This is a genomic window from Paenibacillus sp. tmac-D7 (assembly GCF_006519665.1).
In the GTDB taxonomy this organism is placed as follows: Bacteria; Bacillota; Bacilli; order Paenibacillales; family NBRC-103111; genus Paenibacillus_G; species Paenibacillus_G validus.
On record NZ_VIDW01000006.1, the window covers coordinates 82,930 to 106,818 of the forward strand.

Consider the following 23,889-nt stretch of genomic DNA (forward strand, 5'->3'; position numbering starts at 1 on the left):
CAAGTTTCATTTGTACGCTTTTGCCGAATTTTTGCAGACTTACAAGTAGTGAAGACAACCTATTCTTCACAGGAAACACCACCTAATTCATTTTGGTTTCAAATCATTTTCTTGTTGCTTCTAGGTACAAGAACCTATTCGACATATTAAGCCAAAATCCTCCACCTTTTATGTATTCCTTTCCAATAAACATAGTGCTTGGTGATTAGCCTATGAAAAGGTTTTATAGGCATGTTTATATATATCGGGATAAAGCCCGTCCTTTTGAAGTACTTTTTTGTTCGAATTTCCGGACACGCAAAAAGGCCCGCGAGCGTGAAGCTTGCTCGCGGGCCTTTCTTTTTCGCATTTCCGTTATTTGCCGACTCGTTTGCGCATCATATCGAACGGACGAACCGGCTGCTCCACTTTCATCCGAATCAATTGCAGCGGATGGCGGGCGGCGTCAAGCGCCTCTCCGGCCTCGTTCGCGATGCTGGGCACCTGCTGCTTGAAGAATGTGCCGCCCGGGCCGAAAAACTCCACCTCTTGTCCCGGTTTAAAGTGGTTGCGCTGCTGGATGAGCGCTATGCCTTCGGCCGGATCGTAGTCCATCACGACGCCGACGAAGTCGTAAGGCGCCGCTTTGTCCTCCGGCTCGAAGATGTGATCCTCGTGACCCGGTTCGTCGTAGAAAAAGCCGGTGTTCAGCGGACGGTTCGCCGCCTTCTGAATTTCGTACAGCCATTCCGGCTTTAACGTATAATTTTGCGGATCGTCGAAGTACGCGTCGATCGCTTGGCGGTACGCATTCACGACCGTCGCCACGTAGTGGACGCTCTTCATCCGCCCTTCGATCTTGAAGCTGTCGACTCCGGAGCGAATCAGCTCGGGGATGTGCTCGATCATGCACAAGTCTTTCGAGCTCATCGAGAACGGATTGTCACCCTCCTGGAACAACGGCAGCTCCTTGATGCCGATCTGAGACGCAGACGTCCCGCCGAGCTCCTCTTCCGTTGTAAACAGGTCATATTTCCAGCGGCACGACTGCGAACAGCCGCCCCGGTTCGAATCGCGGTCCGTAAAATGGTTCGACAGTACGCACCGGCCTGAATAGGAGCTGCACATCGCGCCATGCACGAACACTTCGATTTCGATGTCCACGTTGCGCTTGATGTCGACGATCTCCTCCATGCTCACTTCGCGCGCCAGCACGACGCGGTCCACGCCGTCTTCCTTCCAGAACTGCACGGCCTGCCAGTTCATCGTCGACTGCTGCGTGCTCAAATGAATTTCCAGCTTCGGCGCCACCCGCCGGCACGTCTCGATAATGATCGGATCGGCTACGATGATCGCGTGTACGCCCGCATCCTGAATGCCGCGCAAATAGTCCTCCAGGCCGTCGATATCCTCGTTGTGCGCAAAAATGTTAGTCGCGACGAACACCTTGGCGCCGTATTTTTCGGCAAACTCAACGCCCTCGCGCATTTCTTCGAATGTGAAATTATCCGCGTTGGAACGCAGCCCGTACTGCTGCCCACCGATATATACCGCATCCGCGCCGTAATGCACGGCGAACTTCAGCTTCTCCAGGCTGCCCGCAGGAGCCAGCAGCTCCGGTTTATCCAGACGCACGCGTTTGCCCAGCAGCTCTTGATTGATTAATGTCATCGCACTCACCCCATTTCGTGTAACGCTTCTTAGTATACTTGCTCTTTATAGAAGAACCCGTACGACAGCTCGCGCCGCGGATCCTGCAGCTTGCGAATCGCCTCCAGCCACTCTTCCTGGAACCGGTAACCGCCCGGGTCCGCCGTATAGGCGTCGATCGCTTGTCTGTAGCTGCGCAGCACCGTTTCGTTGTAGGCCGGCGTCTTCAAGAGCGACTCCACCTTCAAGCAGTCGATGCCGCCTTCCAGCAGCTCGTGAAGGCTGTCCAGCATGCAGACATCGTCCGAGCTCATAATGTGCGTGCCGTTCACATCCTCGTACACCGGATACCGCTCGTTCTGACGCTCCTGCTCGATCAGGAACAAACCTTCATCCATGCCGAGATCCAGCTGTTCCAGCTCTTCGGGACGGCCTTGATGTTCCTTGTAATTCGTCAGCAAGCTCCGCTTCGAGTGGTAAATGTTCGTGATGCCGTGCACCTGCACTTGAACTTCCAGCTCGGGCAGCTGCCGCTTGATCTCCAGCGTCTCCTCGAGGTTCAACTCGCGCGCCAGCACCATCCGGACGGCTCCCTTGCCCGCCCAATACCGGGCCGTCGCGTAGTTGGTCGACGTCATCTCCGCATTCCAATGCAGCTTCATGCCGGGCGCCGCTCTGCGAACGGCGATTAGTACAGCAGGGTCGCCGAAAACGAGCCCGTCGACCTGCACACGGTCCAGCTCTTTCAAATACGTTTCAAGCGGGGCCAGCAGCCCGTTATCCATAAGGTTGTTCACCGCCACATACACACAGGCGTTGCGTGCATGCGCCCAAGGAACAAGCTCTTCAAGCCCGGCTATGGAGATCTCGCCCGGTAAGCGCAGGCCGAAGCGATGCTCGCCTACGACAACGGCGTTTGCACCCGCCTCGATATAACGCTGCGCCTCCCGGACCGTACCGGCCGGGATCAGCAATTCCGGTTTTTTCGTCATGACAGTCACACCTTCTTTCCTTGAGACAACTTTGATCTACTTGTTGCTCTCGGCAATATTTTTCTTATGCTGCTCGAACGTTTCCGCAAACAAGTGCGTTCGGCTGCCGTCCTTCTTCGTCACGTAGAACAAATAGTTCGTCTCGGCGGGGTAAATCGCCGCGTGAATCGAAGCGAGCGACGGGCTGGCGATCGGCCCCGGAGGCAGCCCTTTGTTCAAGTACGTGTTATACGGGCTCTCGATACGCAAATCTTTCTCGAACAGCCGCTCTTTCGGCTTATCGAACAAGTATTGAATCGTGGCGTCAATTTCCAGCTGCTTGTTTTGCTTCAACCGGTTGTGAATAACGCCGCTGACGAGCGCCCGCTCTTCCTCTACCGCCACTTCCCTCTCCACCAAGGAGGCGAGCGTTAACATTTGGTGAAACGAAAGGCCGCGTTCGGCCATCGCCTGCCGCCAGCCTTCGGGCAGCTCCTGCAGCCGTTTGTCCAATTCGCCGACCATCGTGGCGATCATCTCTTGCGCCGAGGCGTCTTTCTTCCACTCGTAGGTTTCGGGGAACAAGTAACCTTCCAGCCGCACCTTCATATGCGGATCCGCCGGTATGCCCGAAGCCACCGAGTCCCCGGATCCTTGGAATTGCTGCGCCGCCGCTTCGAACGCCTGCGCGTCGACGCCGAGCTGCTGCAGCTTCTCGGCTGTTTGCTTCAGCGTAAAGCCTTCCGGAACGGTGAGGCGTATACCTGCCGACTTCACCGTCTCGCCGCGATTGAACAGCGAGACGATCGCTTCCTTCGACAAGCCGGGCGACAGCTCGTATTCGCCCGCTTGAAACTTGCCGCCCTCGCCCTTCAGCTTCAAGTACCACCTGAAGAGCCGCGCATCGCGGATTAACCCTTTCTCTTCAAGCTGCGAGGCAAGCTCGCTGATCCCCGTTCCGGGAGGGTACGCCACCCGCTTGAGCTCGCTTGACGCCGGAAGCGGCGCAAGCCCGCGGCTGACGTACAGCATCAGCCCTAGCGCGGTCCCAAGGCCGATGAGAATTATGATCATGATTGCTGCAATTCCAACACGTTTCAGCGACATCGCCTGCTATCTGCACCTGAAAGGGCGCCGCTCCTTTCTTCTATTCAAACGAAAAAGAGCGGAGAATCTCCGCTCGTGGTATACGGCCAACCTACATTACAACGATTCATCCGCCGGAAACGTCCATTCGTCGAAAAGCTCCGAGACCTCTTCCCACTCGTCGTCGTCTTCGATCGTCTCCAGCGCAAGTTCCCCGTCTTCATTACGCGTTACGCGAAAAACTTCCGGTTCATCCTCTTTGCCCGGCTTCGCCTTCTCCAGCATGGCATAGCCTTGGCCGTTCCTGACAAGCTCCGACACAATGCGGTACACGACGGATTCTTGATGCTCATCATATAAAATAATATCATCTCCGTACGCTTCCCGCAACTGGCGCGTCGGCACCGCTTCCGAGGCCGAATTCGACATGGGCCTCCTCCTTTGCACCTAAGCTTACTTGGACTCTTCTTCGTCTTCCTCGAATTCGTCCATCAGCGTGTTGAACGTTTCTTCGACAATGTTCCATTCTTCTTCATCGTCGATCGTGTACAGCTGCAGATCGTCGCCGTCTTCTTCATAACGGAACGCATACACCTCGTCGGATTCCTCGTCGGCGTCCACAGGGACGACCATCATGTACTTCTTGTCCGAGCCGTCCACTTCGAACTTCATAATCACTTCAAATTCTTCTTCGTTGCCTTCATCATCCGGAATGAATATAATTTCGGGCTCTTCTTCCTGCAACAGCTCTTCGTTCACGTTCTGGTCGTTCTGAGACATGAGTTCTTCACCTCTTCGAGTTGGAGTTGGCATCCATATATCCTTGCAATATGAGCGCGGCCGCCATCTTATCGATGACCTGCTTTCTTTTCTTGCGGCTGACGTCCGCCTCGAGCAGCGTACGCTGCGCGGAGGCGGTGGTCAACCTTTCGTCCCACAAATGTACGGGCAATTGTAGTTTTTCATGTAAACTTTGGGAAAATGCAATGCAAATTTCCCCACGCGGGCCGATCGTGTTGTTCATGTTCTTCGGCAAGCCGACCACGATCTCCGACACGCCGTAATCGCGGATAATTTCGCGCAGCCGGTTCGTGTCCCTCTCTTCCGTCGTACGACGGATGACTTCCAGCCCTTGCGCGGTCCAGCCCAGCTCGTCGCTTACCGCAACGCCGATCGTTTTGTCCCCGTAATCCAAGCCCATTAAGCGCATAACTTGCTCCTGTCCGTCCCTCTTGCGTCCCGCTTCTAAGATTTGTACTGCTGCAAATAGGAACGAACCAGCTCTTCGATCAGTTCGTCCCGTTCCCGTTTGCGAATGATGCTCCGGGCGTTGTTGTGACGCGGAATGTAGGCCGGATCGCCGGAGAGCAGGTAGCCGACAATTTGATTGATCGGATTGTACCCTTTTTCCTGAAGCGCGTCGTACACCGCGAGAATGACTTCTTTGGGCGAGGTTTCGATTTCTTCCGCTTTCATGTTGAATTTCATCGTTTTATCCATAGAACTCATATCTGCGAAGCACCCCCCTGCAAAGTTATTACTGACTTATTCGCCATCGGCCATAAAATTCCTGTTGACAGCGAACATTTATTTGGATGCGACCAGCCGTTCGACCGTTCCGAGGGCTTCCTTCAGCTTGGAGGCGTCTTTACCGCCCGCCTGCGCCATATCCGGACGGCCGCCGCCGCTGCCGCCGCAAGCCGCAGCGACTTCTTTAATCAGCTTGCCGGCATGATAGCCTTGCCCGACCAAATCCTGTGAAACGGCCGCTACCAGATTCACCTTATCTTCCGCCTCAGCGCCGAGCACGATGATGGCCGAACCGAGCTTTTGCTTCATCTGGTCGACGATATTGCGCAGCGATTCCATATCGCCCGCGCTTACTTCGGCCGCAAGCACGTTAACCCCGTTCACGGCTTTGACCTGATCGGTCAGGGAGCCGGCTTCAATGCCGCCCAGCTTCGCTTTCAACGATTCGTTCTCGCGGGAAAGCTCCTTCAATTGGGTGAACAAGCCTTCCACCCGTTTCGGCACGTCCGTAATATTCGACTTCAGCAGGCTTGCCGCATCGCGCAGCAGCTGCAGCTGTCCGTCCAAGTATTGGTAGGCCTGACGCCCGGTCGTTGCTTCGATCCGCCGTATGCCGGAGCCGATGCCGGACTCGCTGACGAGCTTGAACAAGCCGATTTGGCTCGTATTGGACACGTGGCAACCGCCGCACAGCTCCAGGCTGTAACCGCCGATGCGAACGACACGCACAACATCTCCGTATTTTTCCCCGAACAACGCCATAGCGCCCATCGCTCTCGCTTCGGCGATCGGCTTGAGCGAAATGTCCACCTCGAGGCTGTTCCAAATTTGCGCGTTGACCCGCCGCTCGATCTCCTGCAGCTCTTCGGCGGAAATGCTTCCGAAATGCGAGAAGTCGAAACGCAGACGTTCCGGCGCAACGAGCGAGCCCGCTTGATTGACATGGTCGCCCAGCACTTCTTTCAAAGCTTTATGCAAAAGGTGCGTCGCCGTATGATTCTTGATAATGTCCTCGCGGACATCCTGAGTCACGGTTGCCTGCACCGTCTCTCCGCTGCGCAGCACACCGGCCTGGACGACGACGGTATGCACGTGCTGGCCGTGGGGGGCTTTGCCGACCGATTCGACTTTAAGCACGGTATCGCCCGCTGTCATGTAGCCGTGATCGCTGACTTGACCGCCGCTTTCCGCATAGAACGGCGTCCGATCCAGGATAACCTGACACGTTTCACCCGTTCCGACCAGATCGACGAACTGCTGCTCATGCACGATTGCGATCACTTTAGCACTTGTTACCAAATCAGTATATCCAACAAACTCGCTTTTAACCGTAAAATCAGCCAGCGGTCCGCCCTGCACCTTCATGCTGTCAGACTCTTGACGTGCCGCGCGGGCGCGGTCCCGCTGCTCCTGCATCGCACGGTCGAACCCTTCGCGGTCCACCGTCAGCCCTTGCTCCGAAGCATAATCCTCCGTCAGATCGAACGGGAATCCGTAGGTATCGTACAGCTTGAAAGCGTCCGATCCGCTGATCGTGGTCAAACCTTCCTTGCGGGCCTTCTCGGTCAACTCGGCCAGAATGGCGAGACCGCCGCCGAGCGTCTCATGGAAACGCTCCTCTTCGGTACGGATCACCTTCTCGATAAATTCGCGCTTCTCCACCACTTCCGGGTAGTACACGCCCATAATTTCGCCTACGACCGGCGTCAACAGGTACAGGAACGGCTTATCCATACCGAGCACCACTTTGCCGTATCGGACCGCACGGCGAAGCAAACGGCGGATGACATAGCCGCGTCCTTCATTGGACGGCAGTACGCCGTCGCCGACGGAGAACGCTACCGTCCGGATATGGTCGGCGATAACTTTGAGCGCGACATCCTGCTCGTCGTTTTCTTTGTATTTGACCCCGGCCAGCTCGCACGTTTTTTGAATGATCGGCTGGAACAGATCGGTGTCAAAGTTCGAATCGACATCTTGCAGAATCGAAGCGAACCGTTCGAGTCCGGCGCCGGTATCGATGTTTTTGTTCGGAAGCGGCGTATAGCTGCCGTCCTTATTATGGTTGAACTGCGAGAATACGAGGTTCCACACCTCGAGGAAGCGCTCGTTCTCGCCGCCCGGCCAGCATTCCGGATCGTTCAGGTCGCCGTATTTGTCGCCGCGGTCGTAAAAAATTTCCGTACACGGTCCGCAAGGCCCTTCGCCGATATCCCAGAAGTTTTCCTGGAGCTTGTAAATTCGCTCTTCCGGAATCCCGATTTTCTTGTTCCAAAGCTCGAACGCTTCCGTATCTTCCGGATATACGGTAACGGAGAGACGCTCCGGATCGAAGCCGATCCATTCTTTGTCGGTCAGAAACTCCCACGCCCACGTGATGACTTCTTCCTTGAAGTAATCGCCGATGGAGAAGTTGCCGAGCATTTCGAAAAAAGTGTGGTGGCGGCGCGTCTTCCCCACGTTCTCGATGTCGTTCGTCCGGATACACTTCTGCGAGTTGGCGATCCGCGGGTTCTCCGGTACGATGCGGCCGTCGAAGTACGGCTTCAGCGGCGCCATCCCGGCGTTGATCCAGAGCAACGACGGGTCGTTATGAGGCACGAGCGGGGCGCTCGGCTCGATTTTATGGCCTTTGCTTTCAAAAAACTTTAACCATTTGGAACGAATTTCACTAGCTTTCACTTTCGTAAGCCCCCCCTGAATTGAAATGAAACGGGAAAAACAATAAAAAAACGCCCCTGAAAACAGGGACGATTGCTCGCGGTACCACCCTGGTTATTGCACGGCCTTCGCCTGCGCTGTTAACGCTCGGCGGTTCGGTGCAATCTCCTCTTCGCGGACGATAACGGGTCCTTCCGGCGGAGTTTATCCGCGCTCCGAAATGAGCGTTCAGTCGCCCTTCATTAGGAAGACTCTCGCAGCGGACCGCACCCAAGCCCGGCTCTCGGACATGGCCTGCGCCTGCCTTCTCGCCGTATCGGTATGCATCCGAGCCTTCTCTCTGGCTAATGGACTACAACCTACTGAATTTCTTCAACGCTTTCTTGTTTGGAAGCCAAAGCTTTACAAAGCAAAATTATACCTTTCCGACGGCGGGCCTGTCAACCGAGGTCCGCCCTGTAGAGCCCGGCATTTGGGCGTATCCCGTTCCCGTGTCCCGTGCGGGGCCGGGGCCCTACTCCCAAACGAGGGAGGTCAACAGCTTGTGTTCGAACGCCCGGATGACGAATGCCTCGTAGAAGTCGCGGCGGACAATCCATTGGTACACCGCATTGTGGTGCGCATAGAACAACACGTCGGTCAGAACGTCGTTATGGTCAAAATAATCGCGCACCGCCTTCACGCCCTTCTCGACATTCGCATCCGGCACGGATAGACGCAGCCAAAATTCCACGTCCGCTTCCCCGTCGTTCTGCTCCTCCCAAGATAAGAGCTTCTCGTCATATGTATAGCGAAGCTTTGTCATCGCAGCCTTTCCCCCTTACATCAAATATCTTACATAAATATATACGTGCGCCAGCGCCACCGAAAACAGCATCAAAGGAAACGCGATTATCATATATTTCATAAACGATATCGGATATCCTTCCCTGGCCGACATGCCGGCGACGATCAAGTTGGCGCTGGCCCCGATCAGCGTCCCGTTGCCGCCGAGGCAAGCCCCTAGCGCAAGGCTCCACCAGAGCGGCTCCAAATCGGTTACGCCCATCTTTCCCATCTCGAAGATCATCGGAATCATAGTGGCCACGAACGGGATATTGTCGAGGAACGCCGAAGCGAGCGCGCTAAACCACAAAATCATGATCGACGTCTTCGTCACATCCCCGCCGGTCAACTTGATCGCCTGCTCGGCCAAAGCCGCGATGACGCCGGTTTCAACTAAACCCGATACGAGCACGAACAATCCGATGAAGAAAAATATCGTCATCCACTCGACCCGGCGGAACGATTCTTCCAAATAATGCTCCCCGGTTAACAGGAGCAACAGGAACGCGCCGGCCAAGGCCACCGTGGCCGATTCCAGATGGACGATCTGATGGATGAAGAAGCCGCCGATCGTTAAGCCCAGCACGACCAAACTTTTGCGAAGCAGCGCCGGGTTCTGGATTTCCGACTTTTCATCCAGATCCATGACGCCGCGCCTCAGCTCCTCCGTTGTCTGAATGTCTTTGCGAAACAGCAGGACGAAGACCGGGATCGTCGCGATTAGGATGATGATCACGATCGGCGTCAGGTTGTTGATGAACGCCATGAACGTCAGTTCCTTCACCGCGCTGCCGATCATAATGTTCGGCGGATCGCCGATTAACGTCGCAGTCCCGCCGATGTTGCACGCAAATATTTGTGAAATGAAGAACGGGATCGGATTGACCCGCAGCTGTCGCGTAATGCTGAAAGTGACCGGCACCATCAGGAGCACCGTCGTGACGTTGTCGAGGAACGCCGAACCGAACGCCGTCACGATCGCCAGCGCGACCATGATGCGCACGGGGTGTCCGCCGACTTTTTTGGCCGCCCAAATCGCAACGTACTTAAACACCCCCGTCTCCGCCGTAATGCTGACGATGATCATCATCCCGACGAGCAGTCCGAGCGTGTTAAAGTCGATGTGATGGAGCGCCGTTTCCTGATTGACGATTCCGAGCACAACCACTAGAATGCCGCCGGTCATGGCGACGATCGTTCGGTGGATTTTCTCCGAGATGATGAATCCGTAGGCGACGAGAAATAGCCCGATAGCGATGAGCGCTTGCATGTCCATATAGATAGTCCTCCTGCGATGTCTGGTGAGACCCTGAAAAAAGACAAAGAGGAGCCCTTGGTGACAGGCTCCTCCTATGAAACGATTGCTGAATATGCAGTTGTAGACGGGCTTCAGGGTCTCCCGAAAAAAATTCCATCTGTATATACGCCGGAGGTTGCAATTTGTTGCGCCCATGACCAAATTTTTTTTTTAAACGGTTCGTTTATGCACGTAATATAAAAAGACATGCTGCAGAATAACCTTGATTACCGCAAAGAACGGAACCGCCAATATGAGCCCGACCACACCCGCCACCTCTCCTCCAACGAGCAGCGCGAACATGATAAATAATGGGTGCATGTTCAAAGAACGGCCGACTACCTGCGGTGAGATGACGTTGCCCTCGAGAATTTGGCAGACGGTATTGACCACGATAACCAGCAGCAGCATTTTGATCGAAATCGTCGAGGCGACGATGAGCGCCGGAGCCGCGCCGAGAAACGGCCCCAGGTACGGAATGATGTTGAACACCGCGACCACGCTTGCCAGCAGCAGCGCATAGGGGATGCCGATTGCCCAATACCCGATGTAAGCAAGCAGCCCGACAATCAGACAAACCGTAAACTGTCCGCGAATGTAGTTGCCGAGCGCCGTATCGATATCGGTCAGCATCGACACAATCTCTTTGCGGTGCGTTCTGGGCACAATGGCCAGCGTCGTTTTTTCGATCAATTGAAAATCTTTCAAAATATAGAATGCGACGAACGGGATAATAAAAATCATAAACAGCTTATTGATCGTATTGCCGATCCCGTTGATGTAATCGGCGATCGCCAGCGAGATGCCGTCCTCCAGCTTCGCCAACGATTGATGGATCCCGATCCGGACGCTGTCCGGCAAAAACTGCAGGCCGTTCAAGTCGTCGACCAGGCTCTGCGCCTTGAACGAAACGTCCGGCATGTGCTCGTTCAGCTCCGCCAGCTGGCGAACGAGCATCGGAATCACGTTCATCAGGATGACCGTCATGGACATGATGAACAAGGCGTAGATCAGAAGCACAGCGATCGTACGCGGCACTTTGCGTGCGCCCAGCAGCGAGACGACCGGATTCAAGACATAGGAAATAATGAGCGCGATGATAAACGGTGTCAAAATTTCGCGCAAAAACCAATACACCCCTGAAATCATCGGCCGGAGCTGCATCAGCAAATATAAAATAACAAGAATGAGCAAGGTATAAACCATCCCGAGCAGAACGCGGTTTTTGGGCAGCCGTTCCAGACACGTCCCCTCCTTCGGCATCTTTCGGTACCGGCTTCGTCAGTACGAACGAACATCCATATACTACAGTATATGTACAACCCCTGGTTCTTAACCCAATATTCGGACGTCCCCCGCACATAAAGCCGGCACGAGCCGAATACAATGAAGAAGGACGAACGGGACAAAAAAACACCGCAAGCGAAGGAGCGACGCTCCCTGCAGCGGTGTTCATAGGCGTTATATTGTAAGTCGGCTTGCCGGTCCGAACCGTTAGTTGGCGTGAACTTGCGGCATTTCCTCTTCAAAGAAGAGATCATCCAACGAACTTAACGTGCCGTCTTCCTCGACTTGGAATACGGACATCTTCTCCCCGTTCACGGTCAGTTCGATAAAGCAGCCCCAGCAATAAAATTGATGCGAGCCGATTTTGCCGATATCTTTGGAATTACAGTTTGGACAACGTAACATCTGTATCACCCTATTCTTCTTTTGGTACGAAGATTTCCTCCAACGCCTCGCTTGCGCGTACGGGAACAATTAAGGCGTCCTCGCCGACTTTCACGGAATCCGGCATGGGCAACCATTTGCGCCCTTCTTTGAGATCTGAAATGAAACCCTCGGTCAATTCGTATCCTATTACTTTTTTACCCGTTTTTGCATCTAAATAAACATCCTCGACGACACCGAGTTGTTGACCGTTCACGGTCAGCAGCGGAAGTCCCTTGATCCGGTGTCTCCCGCCAAGCAGAAGCTTCCAGGTATTCTTCGCTTCAAGCGGCTTAATCGCGTCCTCCCGCTTGATCGTAACGGCGTCTTCGCCTAGTGCGATAACGTCTTCCCATTCCACGCAAGTCGCTTCTTGAAACCAATGTCCCGCCCCTAGCAGAAACGCCTGCACTTGCCAATCCTCGTCGAGCAGCAGATCCGTAACTTCACCGACTTGTTTGCCGGTATGCACGCAGATCACAGGCAACCCGATCACATCCCGCGTACGTCTCACCAAACTCTCTCCAATCGTGAATTGGCTTAAACGATACTACGTAAACGGCGGATGACGGTTTCAACCCGTGACGCGGTTTCGCGAATCTGTGCGGAATCATTCGAGGCGCCGAAGCTGAACCGAATCGCCGACGAAGTTCTCGCTTCGGATAACCCCATCGCTTTCAGCACATGAGATACCTCCAGCGATCCGGAGGTACACGCCGATCCGCTTGCCGCCGCGACTCCGGCCAAATCGAGATTCATCAGCATCGATTCCGTCGAGACGCCCGGGAAGCTGACGTTCAAGATGTGCGGCAGCCGCTCGCTCGGATGTCCGTTCACGATGAAATCGTCCGGGCTGAGCCGCTTTTCCAGCTCGTTTACCAGTTCTTGACGTAGTGTTTCCACGTGATGTTTCTTTTCATACCTCGCGCGGTCAAAAAGTTCAACCGCCTTCGCAAAACCTGCGATCGCCGGGGTATTCTCCGTACCTGGGCGCCGTTTGCGCTCCTGGGAGCCGCCGTAGCCTAACGGCACGAACCGAGCGTTCTTCGCTATATACAACGCGCCGACCCCTTTGGGACCGTTCAATTTGTGCGCGGAAAAGCTCATAAAGTCAACAGGCAGCGCATGCAAATGAAGCGGCATGTAAGCCAGCGCCTGAACCGCGTCGACGTGAAAGGCGATTCCCTTCTCGCGAGCCAGTGCGCCGATCGCTTCGATCGGCTGCAGCGTGCCGACTTCGTTATTGCCGTACATGACGCTGATCAATATCGTATCCGGGCGAAGCGCGGATTTAATGTCGTCCACCGAGACCCGTCCGTATTCGTCGACCGGCACGTAGGTCACTTCGTAGCCGAGGCGCTCCAATCTCTCGCATGCATGCAGAACCGCATGATGCTCGATCTGCGTCGTAACGATATGGTTGCCGCGAGCGCGGTTCGCTTCAGCGGCGCCGAACAGCGCCATATTATCGCTCTCCGTGCCTCCGCCGGTAAAGACGAGCTCAGACGGCGCACATCCGACGAAAGAGGCGATCCGATCGCGCGCTTCGTTCAGCGCGCTCTTCGCGTCGCGGCCGGCCCAATGCGTGCTGGAGGCATTCCCGAAGCTATTCGTCCAATATGGCATCATGGCTTCCACCACTTCCGGATGAACCGGGGTTGTTGCGGCATGATCCAAATAAATCAGGTTCAATGTACTCACCACATCGTTCATAAGAAATGTAAAGACACTTAGATATAAAACATATAGCTGTCGTGATGGCTTCCCTCGTCATGATAGGAGATCATATCCTGCAGCGAGGTCGAATCCAGCACTTGTGCGATGCCATCGCGAATGCGTATCCACAAGTTCCGTTTGGCAGGGTCGTCTTCCTCCGTAAAATCGACGGGGCTGATCGGACCTTCCAGTACCCGAATGACATCTCCAGCGGAAATCTCCTCGGGCGATTTTGACAATATATATCCACCGTAAGCGCCGCGAATGCTTTTGACTAACCCGGCATTACGCAGCGGGGCAACCAATTGCTCCAAATAATGCTCGGAAAGCTGATGCTTTTCGGCGATGCTTTTCAGTGAGGTGGGGCCTTCTCCGAACCTGGTGGCAAGCTCCATCATGATGGTCAGCCCGTAGCGGCCTTTAGTTGATATCTTCAAATCGAGCACCTCATTTACATATCATACATTTTGGTATCTTTTCTATGGTAACACAAAACCTTCTATTGTGGGAGAAAAACAATGACGATATGTTGAAATAATTTTATTTATGAGCAAATCTATGTATAATACTAAGCAGGCCACAAGAGCAAAGCGAGGGGATTAAGAATGAGTAAACCACGTGTTGTCCTCGGCATGTCAGGCGGCGTCGATTCGTCCGTTGCGGCGCTGCTCCTGAAAGAGCAAGGTTACGAGGTCATAGGCGTATTCATGAAAAACTGGGACGATACCGACGAGTTCGGACACTGTACGGCGGAAGAAGATGCCGAAGATGTGCGCCGGGTATGCAGTCAAATCGGTATTCCTTATTATACGGTAAATTTTGAGAAACCATACATGGACAAGGTGTTCGCCTATTTCTTGGACGAATATCGCAAAGGTCGCACGCCGAACCCGGACGTCATGTGCAACCGGGAAATCAAATTCGGCGAGTTTCTGAACAAGGCGCTCGAGCTTGGTGCAGACTATATTGCGACCGGCCATTATGCACGCGTCGAGCAAGTCGACGGCGTATATCGGCTGCTGCGAGGCGTCGATTCGAATAAGGATCAGACGTATTTCCTGCACGCACTGAGCCAGTACCAGCTCTCCAAGGCCATGTTCCCGATCGGCCATCTGCCGAAGCCGGAAGTCCGCGCGATCGCGGAGAAATCGGGTCTTGCGACCGCGAAGAAAAAAGACAGCACCGGCGTTTGCTTTATCGGCGAGCGAAATTTCAAAGAGTTTCTCAGCGGTTATTTGCCGGCCAAGCCGGGTGAGATGCGCACGCTGGACGGGGAATTGAAGGGCCGCCACGACGGCCTGATGTACTATACCCTCGGACAACGCCAAGGGCTCGGCATCGGCGGCTCGGGCAGCGGCGAGCCTTGGTTCGTCGCCGGCAAAGACCTGGAGCGTAACGTGTTGTACGTTGTTCAAGGCGAGAAACATCCGGCGTTGTACTCGAAGGGCTTGCTGGCCACCGACTTGACCTGGATCTCGGGAGAACCTCCGCAAAGCCCGTTCCGCTGCACGGCCAAGTTCAGATACCGCCAGCCGGACCAAGGCGTCATCGTTCATTTCGAAGCGGACGGCAGCTGCCGCGTGGAATTCGATCAGCCTCAGAAGGCGATTACGCCGGGACAATCCGTCGTGTTCTATGACGGCGATGTCTGCTTGGGCGGAGCGGTCATCGACAAGATGGTGAAGTGACGCGGACAAGGTTTGGCTATACCGCATCAGGCACCGGAGATCGGCTGACTTGATCGTTCGGCGTCCCATATACAAAAACCGTCAAGGTTCTCTGAACTGCACCCCAATTGTTAGACACAACTAACAATTGGAGGTTCAGTTCCACCTTGACGGTTTTTTTTGTATAAAATTATTTCCCGGGCTATAACGCAGACCGCTCAACCGATCGTCAGCTTGCCTTCCGGATACCGATAGCTGTCCTTCTTAAGCTTCGGCTGCAAAGCGAACGCCAGCGTGATCAGACCGACTCGGCCGATATACATCATGACAATGATGTTTATTTTGCCGGCGAAGCCTAGCTCTGGCGTCAGTCCCGCGCTTAAGCCCACCGTCCCGAAAGCCGAAGCCGCTTCGAACAAAATCATCAGGAAATCTTGCCCCTGCACGGTGGATAACGCCATCGTGGACAGCACGAGGCAAAACAAGCCAAGCAAGGAAAAGGTCGTCGCTTTATATATATCTCTCTTCGGGACCCGGTAACGGAACAGGACCATGTCTTGCTTCCCCCGCACCATGGTCAGTACGGCGCCGACCAGAATAACGAAGGTTGTCAGCTTGATCCCGCCGCCGGTGGAGCCGGGAGCCGCGCCGATAAACATCATGATGACCATCAGGAACTGCGTAGCCGACCGCAATCCGGTAATATCGATCGTATTCACTCCTGCGGAGCGCAAGGTGATCGCTTGGAACAACGAGGCGAGAATTTTCGTGTCGAGACTGAGCGGGCCAAGCGTACGCGCATTCGTATATTCGAATATAAAGATGAGCAGTGCGCTTAACAGCGTCAAAATGCCGGTAGCCGTCAGCACAACCTTGCTATGGAGCGACAGGCGCCGCGAGCTCGGGTAATCCACGAGCTCTGAGAGCACGATAAATCCGATACCGCCGAACAAGATAAGCAGCATCGACACAAGGTTGATTCCCCAGTCCGCCACATAAGGCGTCAGGTTGCGGAACCCGCCAAACAGCTCAAAGCCCGCGTTGTTGAACAGCGATATGGCATGAAACACGCCGTAATAAAGCGCATGGCCGAGCGGCATCTCCTGCGACAAGCGATAGGCGAAGTACAGCGCGGCGAAGCTCTCGATGACGACGGAATAGATCAGCACCTTCATAATAAGCCGCACGACGCCTTCGATGCCGAGAAGATTCATCGACTCCTTCAGCATGAGCCGATCGCGCAGCGAAATCCGCTTCTTCATCGCGATTGCGAACCATGTGACCGTCGTCATAAAGCCCAAACCTCCGAGCTGCACCAGAATCAGGATGACGACTTGACCAAACTTTGTAAAATAAGTGCCCGTATCGACCACGAGCAATCCTGTCACGCAAGTAGCCGAGGTCGCCGTGAACAACGCGTCGACCCACGGGGTAGCTTCCCCGCTTACGGCGGCGGCCGGCAGCGACAACAACAGCGTGCCGACCGCAATAATAAGGGCGAAACCGCCGGCAAACACGCGCGGCGGCGTCAGTTTGAACCATTTGGACTTACGTTTCACTCGTATGTCATCTCCTTGCACCGGGCTCCTTCTTATGAGCTAGTATACCACGACGCAATTAGGCGGCAAACGTCATCGTCACCTTTCGTCAAGCAGCGGACTTTTCCGCATGGCGAAGCTTCAGCCGGGTTCAAGCGCCGATACCGAGCGCCGTCAGCACCATATAGATCGTCACGACCCATCTCGGCATATCGGGAGATACCGCCCGAAAGCTGTGTAAGAAATTCGTCCATGCAGGCCTCCTGCGGTCATAAGCTTTTACGGCTCTCTCCGACACGCGAATCCGGATGGTGACTGAACGTATCCGCGTATTCCACCAATCCGATGTCGCAGCCGGGCCCCAGGCTCACATTCTTGGCCCGGACGATGCCGGCGCGGGTGTGCTCCAGATAAACCTCGTCGCCTTCAATCGTATCGACGATCAGCGCATCTTCTGCGAACATCAGCGCCCGTACCAGCTTGCCTAGCGCGCCGGCAAGCTCCGTTTTGCGGACAGATATCGTTTCGCCGCCGATTTCTTTAGCCCGGCATTCCGTGTACAAGTCGACTTCGATGCTCCCCGCATTCAGCAGACCGTCCACGCGAAAGCAGCCGCGGGAACGGAACGATTCCGCTTCGCAAGCGCCCTAAACCTTCAAATAACCGTTCACCACGATGTCTTCTCCGGATAAGCCGGCCTTCACCTTCAACTGCCCGTCGACTCTCAGCTCGCGTGCGCTTAAGCTTCCTTCCACGTCCGCTTTGCCGTTAATTTGCATGCTGCCGGTATCCACCTTCGCTTCAAACGAAGTCGAGCCGTTGACTTCCACCGTTTGAGCCTTCACCTCGCCGTGTATGCTCGACCTTCCGTTACAGACGAAGCTAACACAATCCAAAGGACCGTTCACGTTCCCTTGCCCGTTAATCTTAACGTTGTTATACGCGCCTCCGCCCGCGCCGCCCATTACGCCTGAAATATTCAAATCGCCGCGGAAGCCCATCGTTATCGCTCCATTCCCCCATCAAATTTGCACAGCGTCGGTAACATCCGATCCCGCCGCATGCTCGAGCTTGTTCGTATATTCAATCCGGCCGATGCGGCACCCGGGTCCGACGACTACGTTCCGCCCCCGGATGACCTCCGCCTGCGTGTACTCCACATAAACGTCGTCGCCCTCGATCGATTCGGCCGTCAGTGTGCCTTCATAATAATCCGCCGGAAGAAACAAGGAGCCGAGCAGCTTCTTCAGCATCGTCCCGGTCCCGCGCCGCACTTCGATGCGTTCGCCGCCGATTTCCTTAACCTGACATCGGCTGTGCAGAGCAAGATCAACCGAATCCGCATTGACAAGCTCGGCGATTTTGAAGATGCCCTTAATCCGCAGTTGCTCCGCTTCGCAGCGGCCCTTTATTTGGAAATAACCTTCCAAATGAATCCGGTCCCCCGTGACATGGCCCCGAATAGTCGTTTCGCCGTTCGACTTGATCTCCTGCGCCTTCACGTTGCCTTCGACCGCCATCCTCCCGTGGATCGTCGCGCGCCCGGTGACCAAATCGCCGCTGACATCGAAGGTTCCGTTGATACGACACGACGTGCTTTTCACGCCGCCTTTTACCTTCACCGTGCCGCTGCACTTGAGAGCCAGACAGTCGACATCGTCGTTAAAGTCCGCTTCCCCCATCACCTTGATGTCTTTATACAAGCCCCCGGCCGCGCCGCCCGTCCCGGTGACCGTCAAATTGTTGTGCGATTCCATTGGGTCATCCCCTTCCATCGTTCATCTTCATCTTCAGTTCTTCCATGCACGCGGCAAAGCTCAACCGGGCCACGACTTTCGTACCCGGGTCGAACATAACGGAATCCGAACCGCCGATCATCAGGAACGAAGAGATGCCCATCTTGCGAATGAACACCAGCACCCAACTATTGTTCTCTATTACCGACTCGTGGCCATGCAGCGTCTGCAGCATCATAACGCCTTCATCCAGATTGATATCGCCAGCTTGCAGCAGCTTATCGAGCATATAAGCGATCAAGATGCGTCCGAACGGGAGCACGGGTCCGTCGCCGAACGTGTTCGTGAACAACTCCAGCGATTGTTTCGAAACAATGTTACGTTCCAAAAGTTCGCTTTGCCCTACCGCCATGTCCGCCACTTCCGGCGAGAAGACGTCCGCCAACTCGTCAAGCGATAAATCTTCCTTCATATTGACGATCTTATCGATACGAGCCAAAATGCTTTTCTTCGGAAAAAAAGTTTCCTGCCCGGTAAACGTCGATTTGCGGATGAACCAGTCTTCGGGAATTAAATTTTTCCGCTTCCAGCGGTACAGTTGGCCATACGAAATACCCGTCAATTCCAGCAATTCTTTCTTGGATATGAGCTCTTGCTCGATCATAACCGCACCACCTTATACGAAACAATGTAACATAACATTGTTACGTTGTAAACTCGAAAAAAAAATGACCTTCCCGCAGGTCAATTTTTCCGGCATTTATCGGCTTACATCCCATGGTCTCCGGATGCCGGATCGCTATGCTTCGCATTCTTACTCGGCGTCACGAGAATGCGGGAGATACGTAAATGGTCGATTTCCTCTACGGTAAACACAAACCGTTCATTCCACTCGACCTGCTGCAGCTTGGTGGGCGGCATCTCAACCTGCGCGTACATCCATCCCCCGATCGTATCGTAATCGTCCGATTCGATTTCGAGACCGAAATACCCGTTCACCTCTTCGATCAACAAGCGCCCGTCGATCGAATGCGTCCGTTCGTCCTTCCGCTCGATCTGCGGGCGTTCTTCGTCGAATTCGTCCTGGATTTCACCCACAATTTCCTCGATAATATCCTCGAAGGTAACAAGTCCGCTCGTGCCGCCGAATTCGTCGATCAATAGCACCATCTGCGCTTTGCGCTTCTGCATCAGCTTCAATAAGGCGCTGATTTGCATGGATTCCGCGACCTTCATAATCGGCCTTACGATCGTCAGCAACTCGCCTTCGCCATCCGTCAGCTTCAATAAATCTTTAATATGGACAAAACCGATGATCGCGTCCTTATCGGGATCGCATACCGGGTACCGCGTATGCATTTCGCTGATCGCGATCATTTTATTGTCCTCATAGGAGCGCTGGGCGTACAAACATATCATTTCCGTACGGGGAATCATAATCTCACGCGCATTCGTTTCCGTAAATTCAAAAATGTTATCGACAAGCGTCAGCTCCGTATTGTCGATTAACCCTTTCTGGTTGCTTTCTTTCATCAGCACGCGTATTTCGTCTTCCGTATGGGCGCTGCGATGCTCCTCCGTCGGTTCGATGCCGGTCAGCCTCAGCAGCGCGTTCGACAGCCCGTTCAGCATCCAAATGAAAGGGTACATGATCTTGTAGAACGCCGCCAAGGGAACGGATGAAAGCAGCGTCACACGTTCCGACTTGCGAATCGCATACGTCTTGGGAAACTGCTCGCCGAGCGTAATGTGCAGCGTCGTGATGAGCGTAAATGCCAGAACGAAAGCCGCCATGTGAACGACGGACTCCGGCAGCCCGAACGGGCGCAAAAGCGGCGCCAGCAGCTTGGAAACGACCGGTTCCCCAAGCCACCCGAGCCCGAGGGAGGTTAATGTGATTCCGAGCTGACAGGCGGATAAATACGCGTCCACATTGCTCAGGACCAAGCTCGCACACCGTCCGCTTCGCGAGCCGGCGGAAGTGAGCTTCTCGAGCCGGCTGCGGGACGCTTTGACGATGGCGAACTCGGCAGCGACAAAAAAACCGTTCAAACACACCAGCAGCAGTACAAACCCGATGTTTAACCAAAGGGGGAACGGATCGCTGAACAAGCCCTTTCACCTTCCCAACCGCAAGAAGTCTAGTTTGAAACTATACTAATACCCTATACATCCAAGGGCACGGCTAGAACGGGAAAGTGCGACGCTTCGTCTTCCTTCCGGGTTACGACGGCATCGGCGTAGGGGTCGGTTTGGCAAAGCCTTGCTTGTACGTTTGCTCGATCGTTTGGCGTATTTCCTTCAGCGTCTTGCCGTCCTGCTTCATCTTGATCGACTTGACTGCAATTTGCAAACATACGCCGCAGCGCGTGCCATGATCGTCCCAGACGACGGAGCCGTCCGCTTGCACTTCCTTAATAAAACAGTTCATGTTGCTCATATGACCGGCACTCTCTCCGCAGCCGCAGTAACAGGGCATCCACTTCAAGAGATCGGCCGCTTTGCCGGCGGCTTCATAGACGAGGCGCACATCCTCGGGTTGTTTGTCCAGAAAACGCGGCAGCGCGTCCGCGGAAGCTGTTTTTTCTTGAATATCGCCCTGCGGCGTTGGATGTCCTTGCTGAGTGTGCCCGGCATGCGCACTGCCGTTACCTTCGGCAGAAGGGGCCGTCTTCGGCGCGCAGGCCGAGACGACGGAGGCCAGCAGCAGAAGCGCGATTACCGGTTTGACCGCTTGTTTCATACGTTCCCTCTTTTCCTTCATTCGTTTACCTTCGATTGTACATCAATAATGGCCGCGGTGCCAAAACTTACCGTGTGGAGAGCTTTCGCCGCTGGAGCTGCGTTGAAATTCCATGTTTGCCGCTCATGTGGTAAAATAACTTTATGAAATAGAAACATCCGTTCTAATTTCCATATGTAAAGCGAGAGTTAGCCATGGACCTATTCGATTACAACTACGAAGAGCGGCGGGAAGTCGTCGAGCCGTTGTCGGAACGGTTTCGCCCCCGCAGCTTGGATGACATTGCCGGCCAACAGCACCTGATTGGCAAAGGGAAGCTGCTGCGCAATCTGATTGAGCAAGACCGCGTGTCGTCGATGATCTTGCAAGGTCCGCCCTCCTCGGGCAAAACAAGTCTGGCCGCCGTTATCAGCCGTCTGACGTCCGCCCACTTCGTCAAGCTGAATGCCGTCTCCTTGACCGTCGCCGAGCTGCGCGGCGTATTCGCCAAGGCGCTTGACGACTTGAAGCTGTACGGTCACAAAACGATCGTGTTCATCGATGAGATCCACGCGATGAAATCGAATGTGCAGGAAGCGCTGCTGCCCGTCGTCGAGAACGGCACGATCACGCTGATCGGCGCCACGACCGAATCGATCGCGCACGACATCATCCCCCCGCTCGCTTCCCGCTGCCGGATATACCGGCTCGAGGCGCTGTCTGAGGCGGAGATCAAGCGCGTGATTCTCGAGGCGCTTAACGACCCGGAGCGCGGCCTCGGCAAGCTGAAGGTATCGATCGAGACAGAAGCGCTCGATTATTTGGCCGACATTTGCAACGGCGACATCCGCAATGCGTTGAATGCGCTGGAGAATGCCGTGTACAGTCTCTCCGATGCGGATACGGTCGATTTGGCGACCGTGCAGCAGGCGTTCCAATTCCGGCTCAACGCCGTCACGACGAACGACATGTACAACTTGACGTCCGCCTTCTGCAAGAGCATCCGCGGCAGCCAAACCGATGCGGCGCTCTATTGGATGGCCCGGCTGCTCGAATCGGGCGTCGACCCGCTGTATATCGCCAGACGCATGGTCGTCCATTCCAGCGAGGACATCGGCATGGCCAATCCGCACGCGCTGCAAATTGCGCTCGCCGCGAAGGATGCGGTGCTGTTCCTCGGCATGCCGGAAGCTCGGATCCCGCTTGCGCAGGCTGCGGTTTACTTATGCGAAAGTCCGAAGTCGAACTCCGCATACAAGGCGATCGCGCGCGCCTTCGACACCGTGAAGAACAACCGGGCATACCCGGTGCCGGATTCGATCAAGGACGGCTCGAAGACATATGTCAATCCGATCGACCATCCGGACCGTGCCGGCAAGGTCCAGTATATGCCGGAGCCGCTGAAGGACGCGAAATTTTACGAGCCCCAGAACAGCGGCGTCGAAGCGAAAATTTATATGAAAAAGCAATAAGACAGTCCCAAGCTGACTGTCTCTTTTCGTCTCATGCGTATGATCCCCACTGGCCGACCGCCATCGCCATCCGGTAGCGGAGCATCTGCTTCACCAGCTCTGATTGCTCTTCCGAGCATTGTACGATCAATACAACCTGGCCTTCATTCTGTGACGAGCTGGCTTCACGGTTTCTTTTTTTCCGGTTTACCCAGTAATCGATTCCCATCCCGAGCAGCGCACCCAGCGCAAGCCCGAGCAGCCCGCATATAATCGGCCCCCATGTCCAGCTGAACCCGAGGGAAGCGCCCAGAACAGCTAACACGGTCCCAAGCACAGCGGGGCCGTCTAACAGGCTGACACCGTCCGATCGATGCATCGTATCCATAAAATGAGCCCGACCCGGCATTTGGCGATCCAGCGGAACCGCCGCGATCGAATCCGCTCCGATCCCTGTGCCGTGCAGGTCGCTGATCGCAAGTTCCAATTCCATGGAGTAACGGAAGGTCGCTACGATATACATCGATTACTACCCTCCTGCACCTGATTTGATCGAAAATCCCAACGTTTGGTACTCTTCTTCCAGCCACTGCCGCTGCGCTTTTTCAAACAGCTTGTTGTTTTCCACGGCATACACATAGGCGTCAAAGGCCGCAAAGCCATAAATCGACGGCATAAACAACGACCATTGCGGGTCCATGGGCGAATGAATGCGGCCCCAGCTCTCTATCGTAAGCAGAAGGCATTCCATAAAATTGGAGTTGATAGCCATTACAATCCAGCCGATAAGCAGCAAAAAACCGGTCGGAATCCGGTGCAGATACATCTGCCCAAGCCCGGGCATGAGCAGCGACCAGACCATCGCCAGCCATGGCGAACGAAGGTCCAAATATTGAACCGCCAGCGAGTTCATCTGAAAACGGATGATCGGCGCATTCTCCCGTTCCGCAAGCGTGAACACTTTGTTTTGTTCGATCGTCGTTCGGTAGCTGTCCCATATGGCATAAATGTAGACCGCAATGTATAAGAGCACCCAGCGAGGATTTATAATGAGCGCCGCTTGCTTGTATTTGCCGTGAATCGATAACACCATCGCTCCATTAATGTGCGATTGCATGTTGATCAGCACTTCCCACACGATGAGGATAGCCCCCTTGAAATGGTTGCCGAGCAGCAAATGCCCGAAGCCCGGAAAAGCGGCCGACCACCAGGCAGTCACCCATGGCTTGCGGAAATGCAATATGTTGACATTCAGCGTGCTCATATGAGCCAAACTGCGACGGTTGTTGCGGTTTTTCGCCTTGCCGTTCATACGACTCACCCCGATAAGGTTGCGATTAAATCAGACAC

General features: G+C 54.7%; 26 protein-coding genes. 2 read left to right on the top strand and 24 right to left on the bottom strand.

What is annotated here, in order from left to right:
* Positions 1-354: 354 nt before the first annotated feature.
* The 15 genes from FKP33_RS06355 to cymR form a co-directional block, all read right to left on the bottom strand.
* Complete coding sequence (locus FKP33_RS06355) at positions 355-1,650, bottom strand: peptidase U32 family protein (protein ID WP_054797866.1); 1,296 nt, start codon at positions 1,648-1,650, stop codon at positions 355-357.
* A gap of 29 nt (positions 1,651-1,679) precedes the next feature.
* A complete protein-coding gene (locus FKP33_RS06360) occupies positions 1,680-2,621 on the bottom strand; it encodes a peptidase U32 family protein (protein ID WP_127607128.1) in 942 nt (313 codons plus the stop codon).
* A 36-nt stretch (positions 2,622-2,657) separates the two neighbouring features.
* Entirely contained in the window at positions 2,658-3,674 is a 1,017-nt protein-coding gene (mltG, locus tag FKP33_RS06365) for an endolytic transglycosylase MltG (protein WP_258313385.1), read from the bottom strand.
* A gap of 129 nt (positions 3,675-3,803) precedes the next feature.
* Positions 3,804-4,115, bottom strand: coding sequence for a DUF1292 domain-containing protein (locus FKP33_RS06370; RefSeq protein WP_127607124.1), 312 nt, complete (start codon positions 4,113-4,115; stop codon positions 3,804-3,806).
* Between the two features lie 24 nt (positions 4,116-4,139).
* Complete coding sequence (locus FKP33_RS06375) at positions 4,140-4,466, bottom strand: DUF1292 domain-containing protein (RefSeq protein ID WP_054797870.1); 327 nt, start codon at positions 4,464-4,466, stop codon at positions 4,140-4,142.
* 7 nt (positions 4,467-4,473) lie between these two features.
* Positions 4,474-4,896, bottom strand: coding sequence for a Holliday junction resolvase RuvX (ruvX, locus tag FKP33_RS06380; protein ID WP_127607122.1), 423 nt, complete (start codon positions 4,894-4,896; stop codon positions 4,474-4,476).
* Positions 4,897-4,931: 35 nt separating this feature from the next.
* A complete protein-coding gene (locus tag FKP33_RS06385) occupies positions 4,932-5,195 on the bottom strand; it encodes an IreB family regulatory phosphoprotein (RefSeq protein WP_054797872.1) in 264 nt (87 codons plus the stop codon).
* Positions 5,196-5,273: 78 nt separating this feature from the next.
* Entirely contained in the window at positions 5,274-7,898 is a 2,625-nt protein-coding gene (gene alaS / locus FKP33_RS06390; RefSeq protein ID WP_141334253.1) for an alanine--tRNA ligase, read from the bottom strand.
* A 493-nt stretch (positions 7,899-8,391) separates the two neighbouring features.
* Positions 8,392-8,682: a hypothetical protein gene (locus tag FKP33_RS06395; protein ID WP_141334255.1), complete on the bottom strand. Its 291-nt coding sequence runs from the start codon at positions 8,680-8,682 to the stop codon at positions 8,392-8,394.
* 15 nt (positions 8,683-8,697) lie between these two features.
* A complete protein-coding gene (locus tag FKP33_RS06400; protein WP_141334257.1) occupies positions 8,698-9,978 on the bottom strand; it encodes an ArsB/NhaD family transporter in 1,281 nt (426 codons plus the stop codon).
* Between the two features lie 192 nt (positions 9,979-10,170).
* Positions 10,171-11,241: an AI-2E family transporter gene (locus tag FKP33_RS06405; RefSeq protein WP_127607226.1), complete on the bottom strand. Its 1,071-nt coding sequence runs from the start codon at positions 11,239-11,241 to the stop codon at positions 10,171-10,173.
* A gap of 252 nt (positions 11,242-11,493) precedes the next feature.
* Positions 11,494-11,691, bottom strand: a complete 198-nt coding sequence (locus FKP33_RS06410) for a hypothetical protein (RefSeq protein WP_014371928.1) — start codon at positions 11,689-11,691, stop codon at positions 11,494-11,496.
* A 10-nt stretch (positions 11,692-11,701) separates the two neighbouring features.
* Positions 11,702-12,223 carry a PRC-barrel domain-containing protein gene (locus FKP33_RS06415; RefSeq protein ID WP_127607115.1) on the bottom strand — a complete coding sequence of 174 codons (522 nt, stop codon included), beginning with the start codon at positions 12,221-12,223 and terminating at the stop codon, positions 11,702-11,704.
* A 26-nt stretch (positions 12,224-12,249) separates the two neighbouring features.
* A complete protein-coding gene (locus FKP33_RS06420; protein WP_127607224.1) occupies positions 12,250-13,401 on the bottom strand; it encodes a cysteine desulfurase family protein in 1,152 nt (383 codons plus the stop codon).
* Positions 13,402-13,439: 38 nt separating this feature from the next.
* Positions 13,440-13,862: a cysteine metabolism transcriptional regulator CymR gene (cymR, locus tag FKP33_RS06425; protein WP_054800160.1), complete on the bottom strand. Its 423-nt coding sequence runs from the start codon at positions 13,860-13,862 to the stop codon at positions 13,440-13,442.
* A gap of 168 nt (positions 13,863-14,030) precedes the next feature.
* Here cymR and mnmA point away from each other — a divergent pair, with 168 nt between their 5' ends.
* The gene (gene mnmA, locus FKP33_RS06430; protein ID WP_127607113.1) at positions 14,031-15,113 is read left to right on the top strand and encodes a tRNA 2-thiouridine(34) synthase MnmA; all 1,083 of its coding nucleotides are present in this window, start codon (positions 14,031-14,033) and stop codon (positions 15,111-15,113) included.
* A gap of 197 nt (positions 15,114-15,310) precedes the next feature.
* Here the strand turns inward: mnmA and FKP33_RS06435 are convergent, their stop codons facing one another.
* From FKP33_RS06435 to FKP33_RS06465, 7 genes are all read right to left on the bottom strand, one after another.
* Positions 15,311-16,651: a TrkH family potassium uptake protein gene (locus FKP33_RS06435; RefSeq protein WP_141334258.1), complete on the bottom strand. Its 1,341-nt coding sequence runs from the start codon at positions 16,649-16,651 to the stop codon at positions 15,311-15,313.
* Between the two features lie 248 nt (positions 16,652-16,899).
* Complete coding sequence (locus FKP33_RS06440) at positions 16,900-17,232, bottom strand: hypothetical protein (protein WP_141334261.1); 333 nt, start codon at positions 17,230-17,232, stop codon at positions 16,900-16,902.
* 45 nt (positions 17,233-17,277) lie between these two features.
* Positions 17,278-17,631, bottom strand: coding sequence for a polymer-forming cytoskeletal protein (locus FKP33_RS06445; protein WP_141334262.1), 354 nt, complete (start codon positions 17,629-17,631; stop codon positions 17,278-17,280).
* A gap of 21 nt (positions 17,632-17,652) precedes the next feature.
* On the bottom strand, positions 17,653-18,387 hold the full coding sequence (locus FKP33_RS06450) for a polymer-forming cytoskeletal protein (protein ID WP_181410059.1): 735 nt from the start codon (positions 18,385-18,387) through the stop codon (positions 17,653-17,655).
* A 4-nt stretch (positions 18,388-18,391) separates the two neighbouring features.
* Entirely contained in the window at positions 18,392-19,027 is a 636-nt protein-coding gene (locus FKP33_RS06455) for a YhbD family protein (protein ID WP_141334327.1), read from the bottom strand.
* A 107-nt stretch (positions 19,028-19,134) separates the two neighbouring features.
* Positions 19,135-20,478, bottom strand: coding sequence for a hemolysin family protein (locus FKP33_RS06460; RefSeq protein ID WP_141334265.1), 1,344 nt, complete (start codon positions 20,476-20,478; stop codon positions 19,135-19,137).
* Positions 20,479-20,590: 112 nt separating this feature from the next.
* Positions 20,591-21,109 (bottom strand): PCYCGC motif-containing (lipo)protein, encoded by a 519-nt coding sequence (locus FKP33_RS06465; protein ID WP_127607103.1) that lies wholly within the window; start codon positions 21,107-21,109, stop codon positions 20,591-20,593.
* Between the two features lie 194 nt (positions 21,110-21,303).
* Here FKP33_RS06465 and FKP33_RS06470 point away from each other — a divergent pair, with 194 nt between their 5' ends.
* Positions 21,304-22,560 carry a replication-associated recombination protein A gene (locus FKP33_RS06470; protein WP_127607101.1) on the top strand — a complete coding sequence of 419 codons (1,257 nt, stop codon included), beginning with the start codon at positions 21,304-21,306 and terminating at the stop codon, positions 22,558-22,560.
* Positions 22,561-22,591: 31 nt separating this feature from the next.
* On the opposite strand, the gene FKP33_RS06475 is transcribed toward FKP33_RS06470, so the two are convergent.
* Both FKP33_RS06475 and FKP33_RS06480 read right to left on the bottom strand, forming a co-directional pair.
* Entirely contained in the window at positions 22,592-23,062 is a 471-nt protein-coding gene (locus FKP33_RS06475; RefSeq protein ID WP_127607099.1) for a hypothetical protein, read from the bottom strand.
* A 6-nt stretch (positions 23,063-23,068) separates the two neighbouring features.
* On the bottom strand, positions 23,069-23,851 hold the full coding sequence (locus FKP33_RS06480) for a hypothetical protein (protein ID WP_127607097.1): 783 nt from the start codon (positions 23,849-23,851) through the stop codon (positions 23,069-23,071).
* Positions 23,852-23,889: the final 38 nt, after the last annotated feature.

Excerpts from the sequence above, each read along its gene's own strand:
- FKP33_RS06355 (WP_054797866.1), bottom strand. The coding sequence starts at position 1,650 with ATGACATTAATCAATCAAGAGCTGCTGGGCAAACGCGTGCGTCTGGAT.
- FKP33_RS06360 (WP_127607128.1), bottom strand. The coding sequence starts at position 2,621 with ATGACGAAAAAACCGGAATTGCTGATCCCGGCCGGTACGGTCCGGGAG.
- mltG (WP_258313385.1), bottom strand. The coding sequence starts at position 3,674 with ATGATCATAATTCTCATCGGCCTTGGGACCGCGCTAGGGCTGATGCTG.
- FKP33_RS06370 (WP_127607124.1), bottom strand. The coding sequence starts at position 4,115 with ATGTCGAATTCGGCCTCGGAAGCGGTGCCGACGCGCCAGTTGCGGGAA.
- FKP33_RS06375 (WP_054797870.1), bottom strand. The coding sequence starts at position 4,466 with ATGTCTCAGAACGACCAGAACGTGAACGAAGAGCTGTTGCAGGAAGAA.
- ruvX (WP_127607122.1), bottom strand. The coding sequence starts at position 4,896 with ATGCGCTTAATGGGCTTGGATTACGGGGACAAAACGATCGGCGTTGCG.
- FKP33_RS06385 (WP_054797872.1), bottom strand. The coding sequence starts at position 5,195 with ATGAGTTCTATGGATAAAACGATGAAATTCAACATGAAAGCGGAAGAA.
- FKP33_RS06395 (WP_141334255.1), bottom strand. The coding sequence starts at position 8,682 with ATGACAAAGCTTCGCTATACATATGACGAGAAGCTCTTATCTTGGGAG.
- FKP33_RS06400 (WP_141334257.1), bottom strand. The coding sequence starts at position 9,978 with ATGGACATGCAAGCGCTCATCGCTATCGGGCTATTTCTCGTCGCCTAC.
- FKP33_RS06410 (WP_014371928.1), bottom strand. The coding sequence starts at position 11,691 with ATGTTACGTTGTCCAAACTGTAATTCCAAAGATATCGGCAAAATCGGC.
- mnmA (WP_127607113.1), top strand. The coding sequence starts at position 14,031 with ATGAGTAAACCACGTGTTGTCCTCGGCATGTCAGGCGGCGTCGATTCG.
- FKP33_RS06445 (WP_141334262.1), bottom strand. The coding sequence starts at position 17,631 with ATGGGCTTCCGCGGCGATTTGAATATTTCAGGCGTAATGGGCGGCGCG.
- FKP33_RS06450 (WP_181410059.1), bottom strand. The coding sequence starts at position 18,387 with ATGGAATCGCACAACAATTTGACGGTCACCGGGACGGGCGGCGCGGCC.
- FKP33_RS06465 (WP_127607103.1), bottom strand. The coding sequence starts at position 21,109 with ATGAAACAAGCGGTCAAACCGGTAATCGCGCTTCTGCTGCTGGCCTCC.
- FKP33_RS06470 (WP_127607101.1), top strand. The coding sequence starts at position 21,304 with ATGGACCTATTCGATTACAACTACGAAGAGCGGCGGGAAGTCGTCGAG.
- FKP33_RS06475 (WP_127607099.1), bottom strand. The coding sequence starts at position 23,062 with ATGTATATCGTAGCGACCTTCCGTTACTCCATGGAATTGGAACTTGCG.
- FKP33_RS06480 (WP_127607097.1), bottom strand. The coding sequence starts at position 23,851 with ATGAACGGCAAGGCGAAAAACCGCAACAACCGTCGCAGTTTGGCTCAT.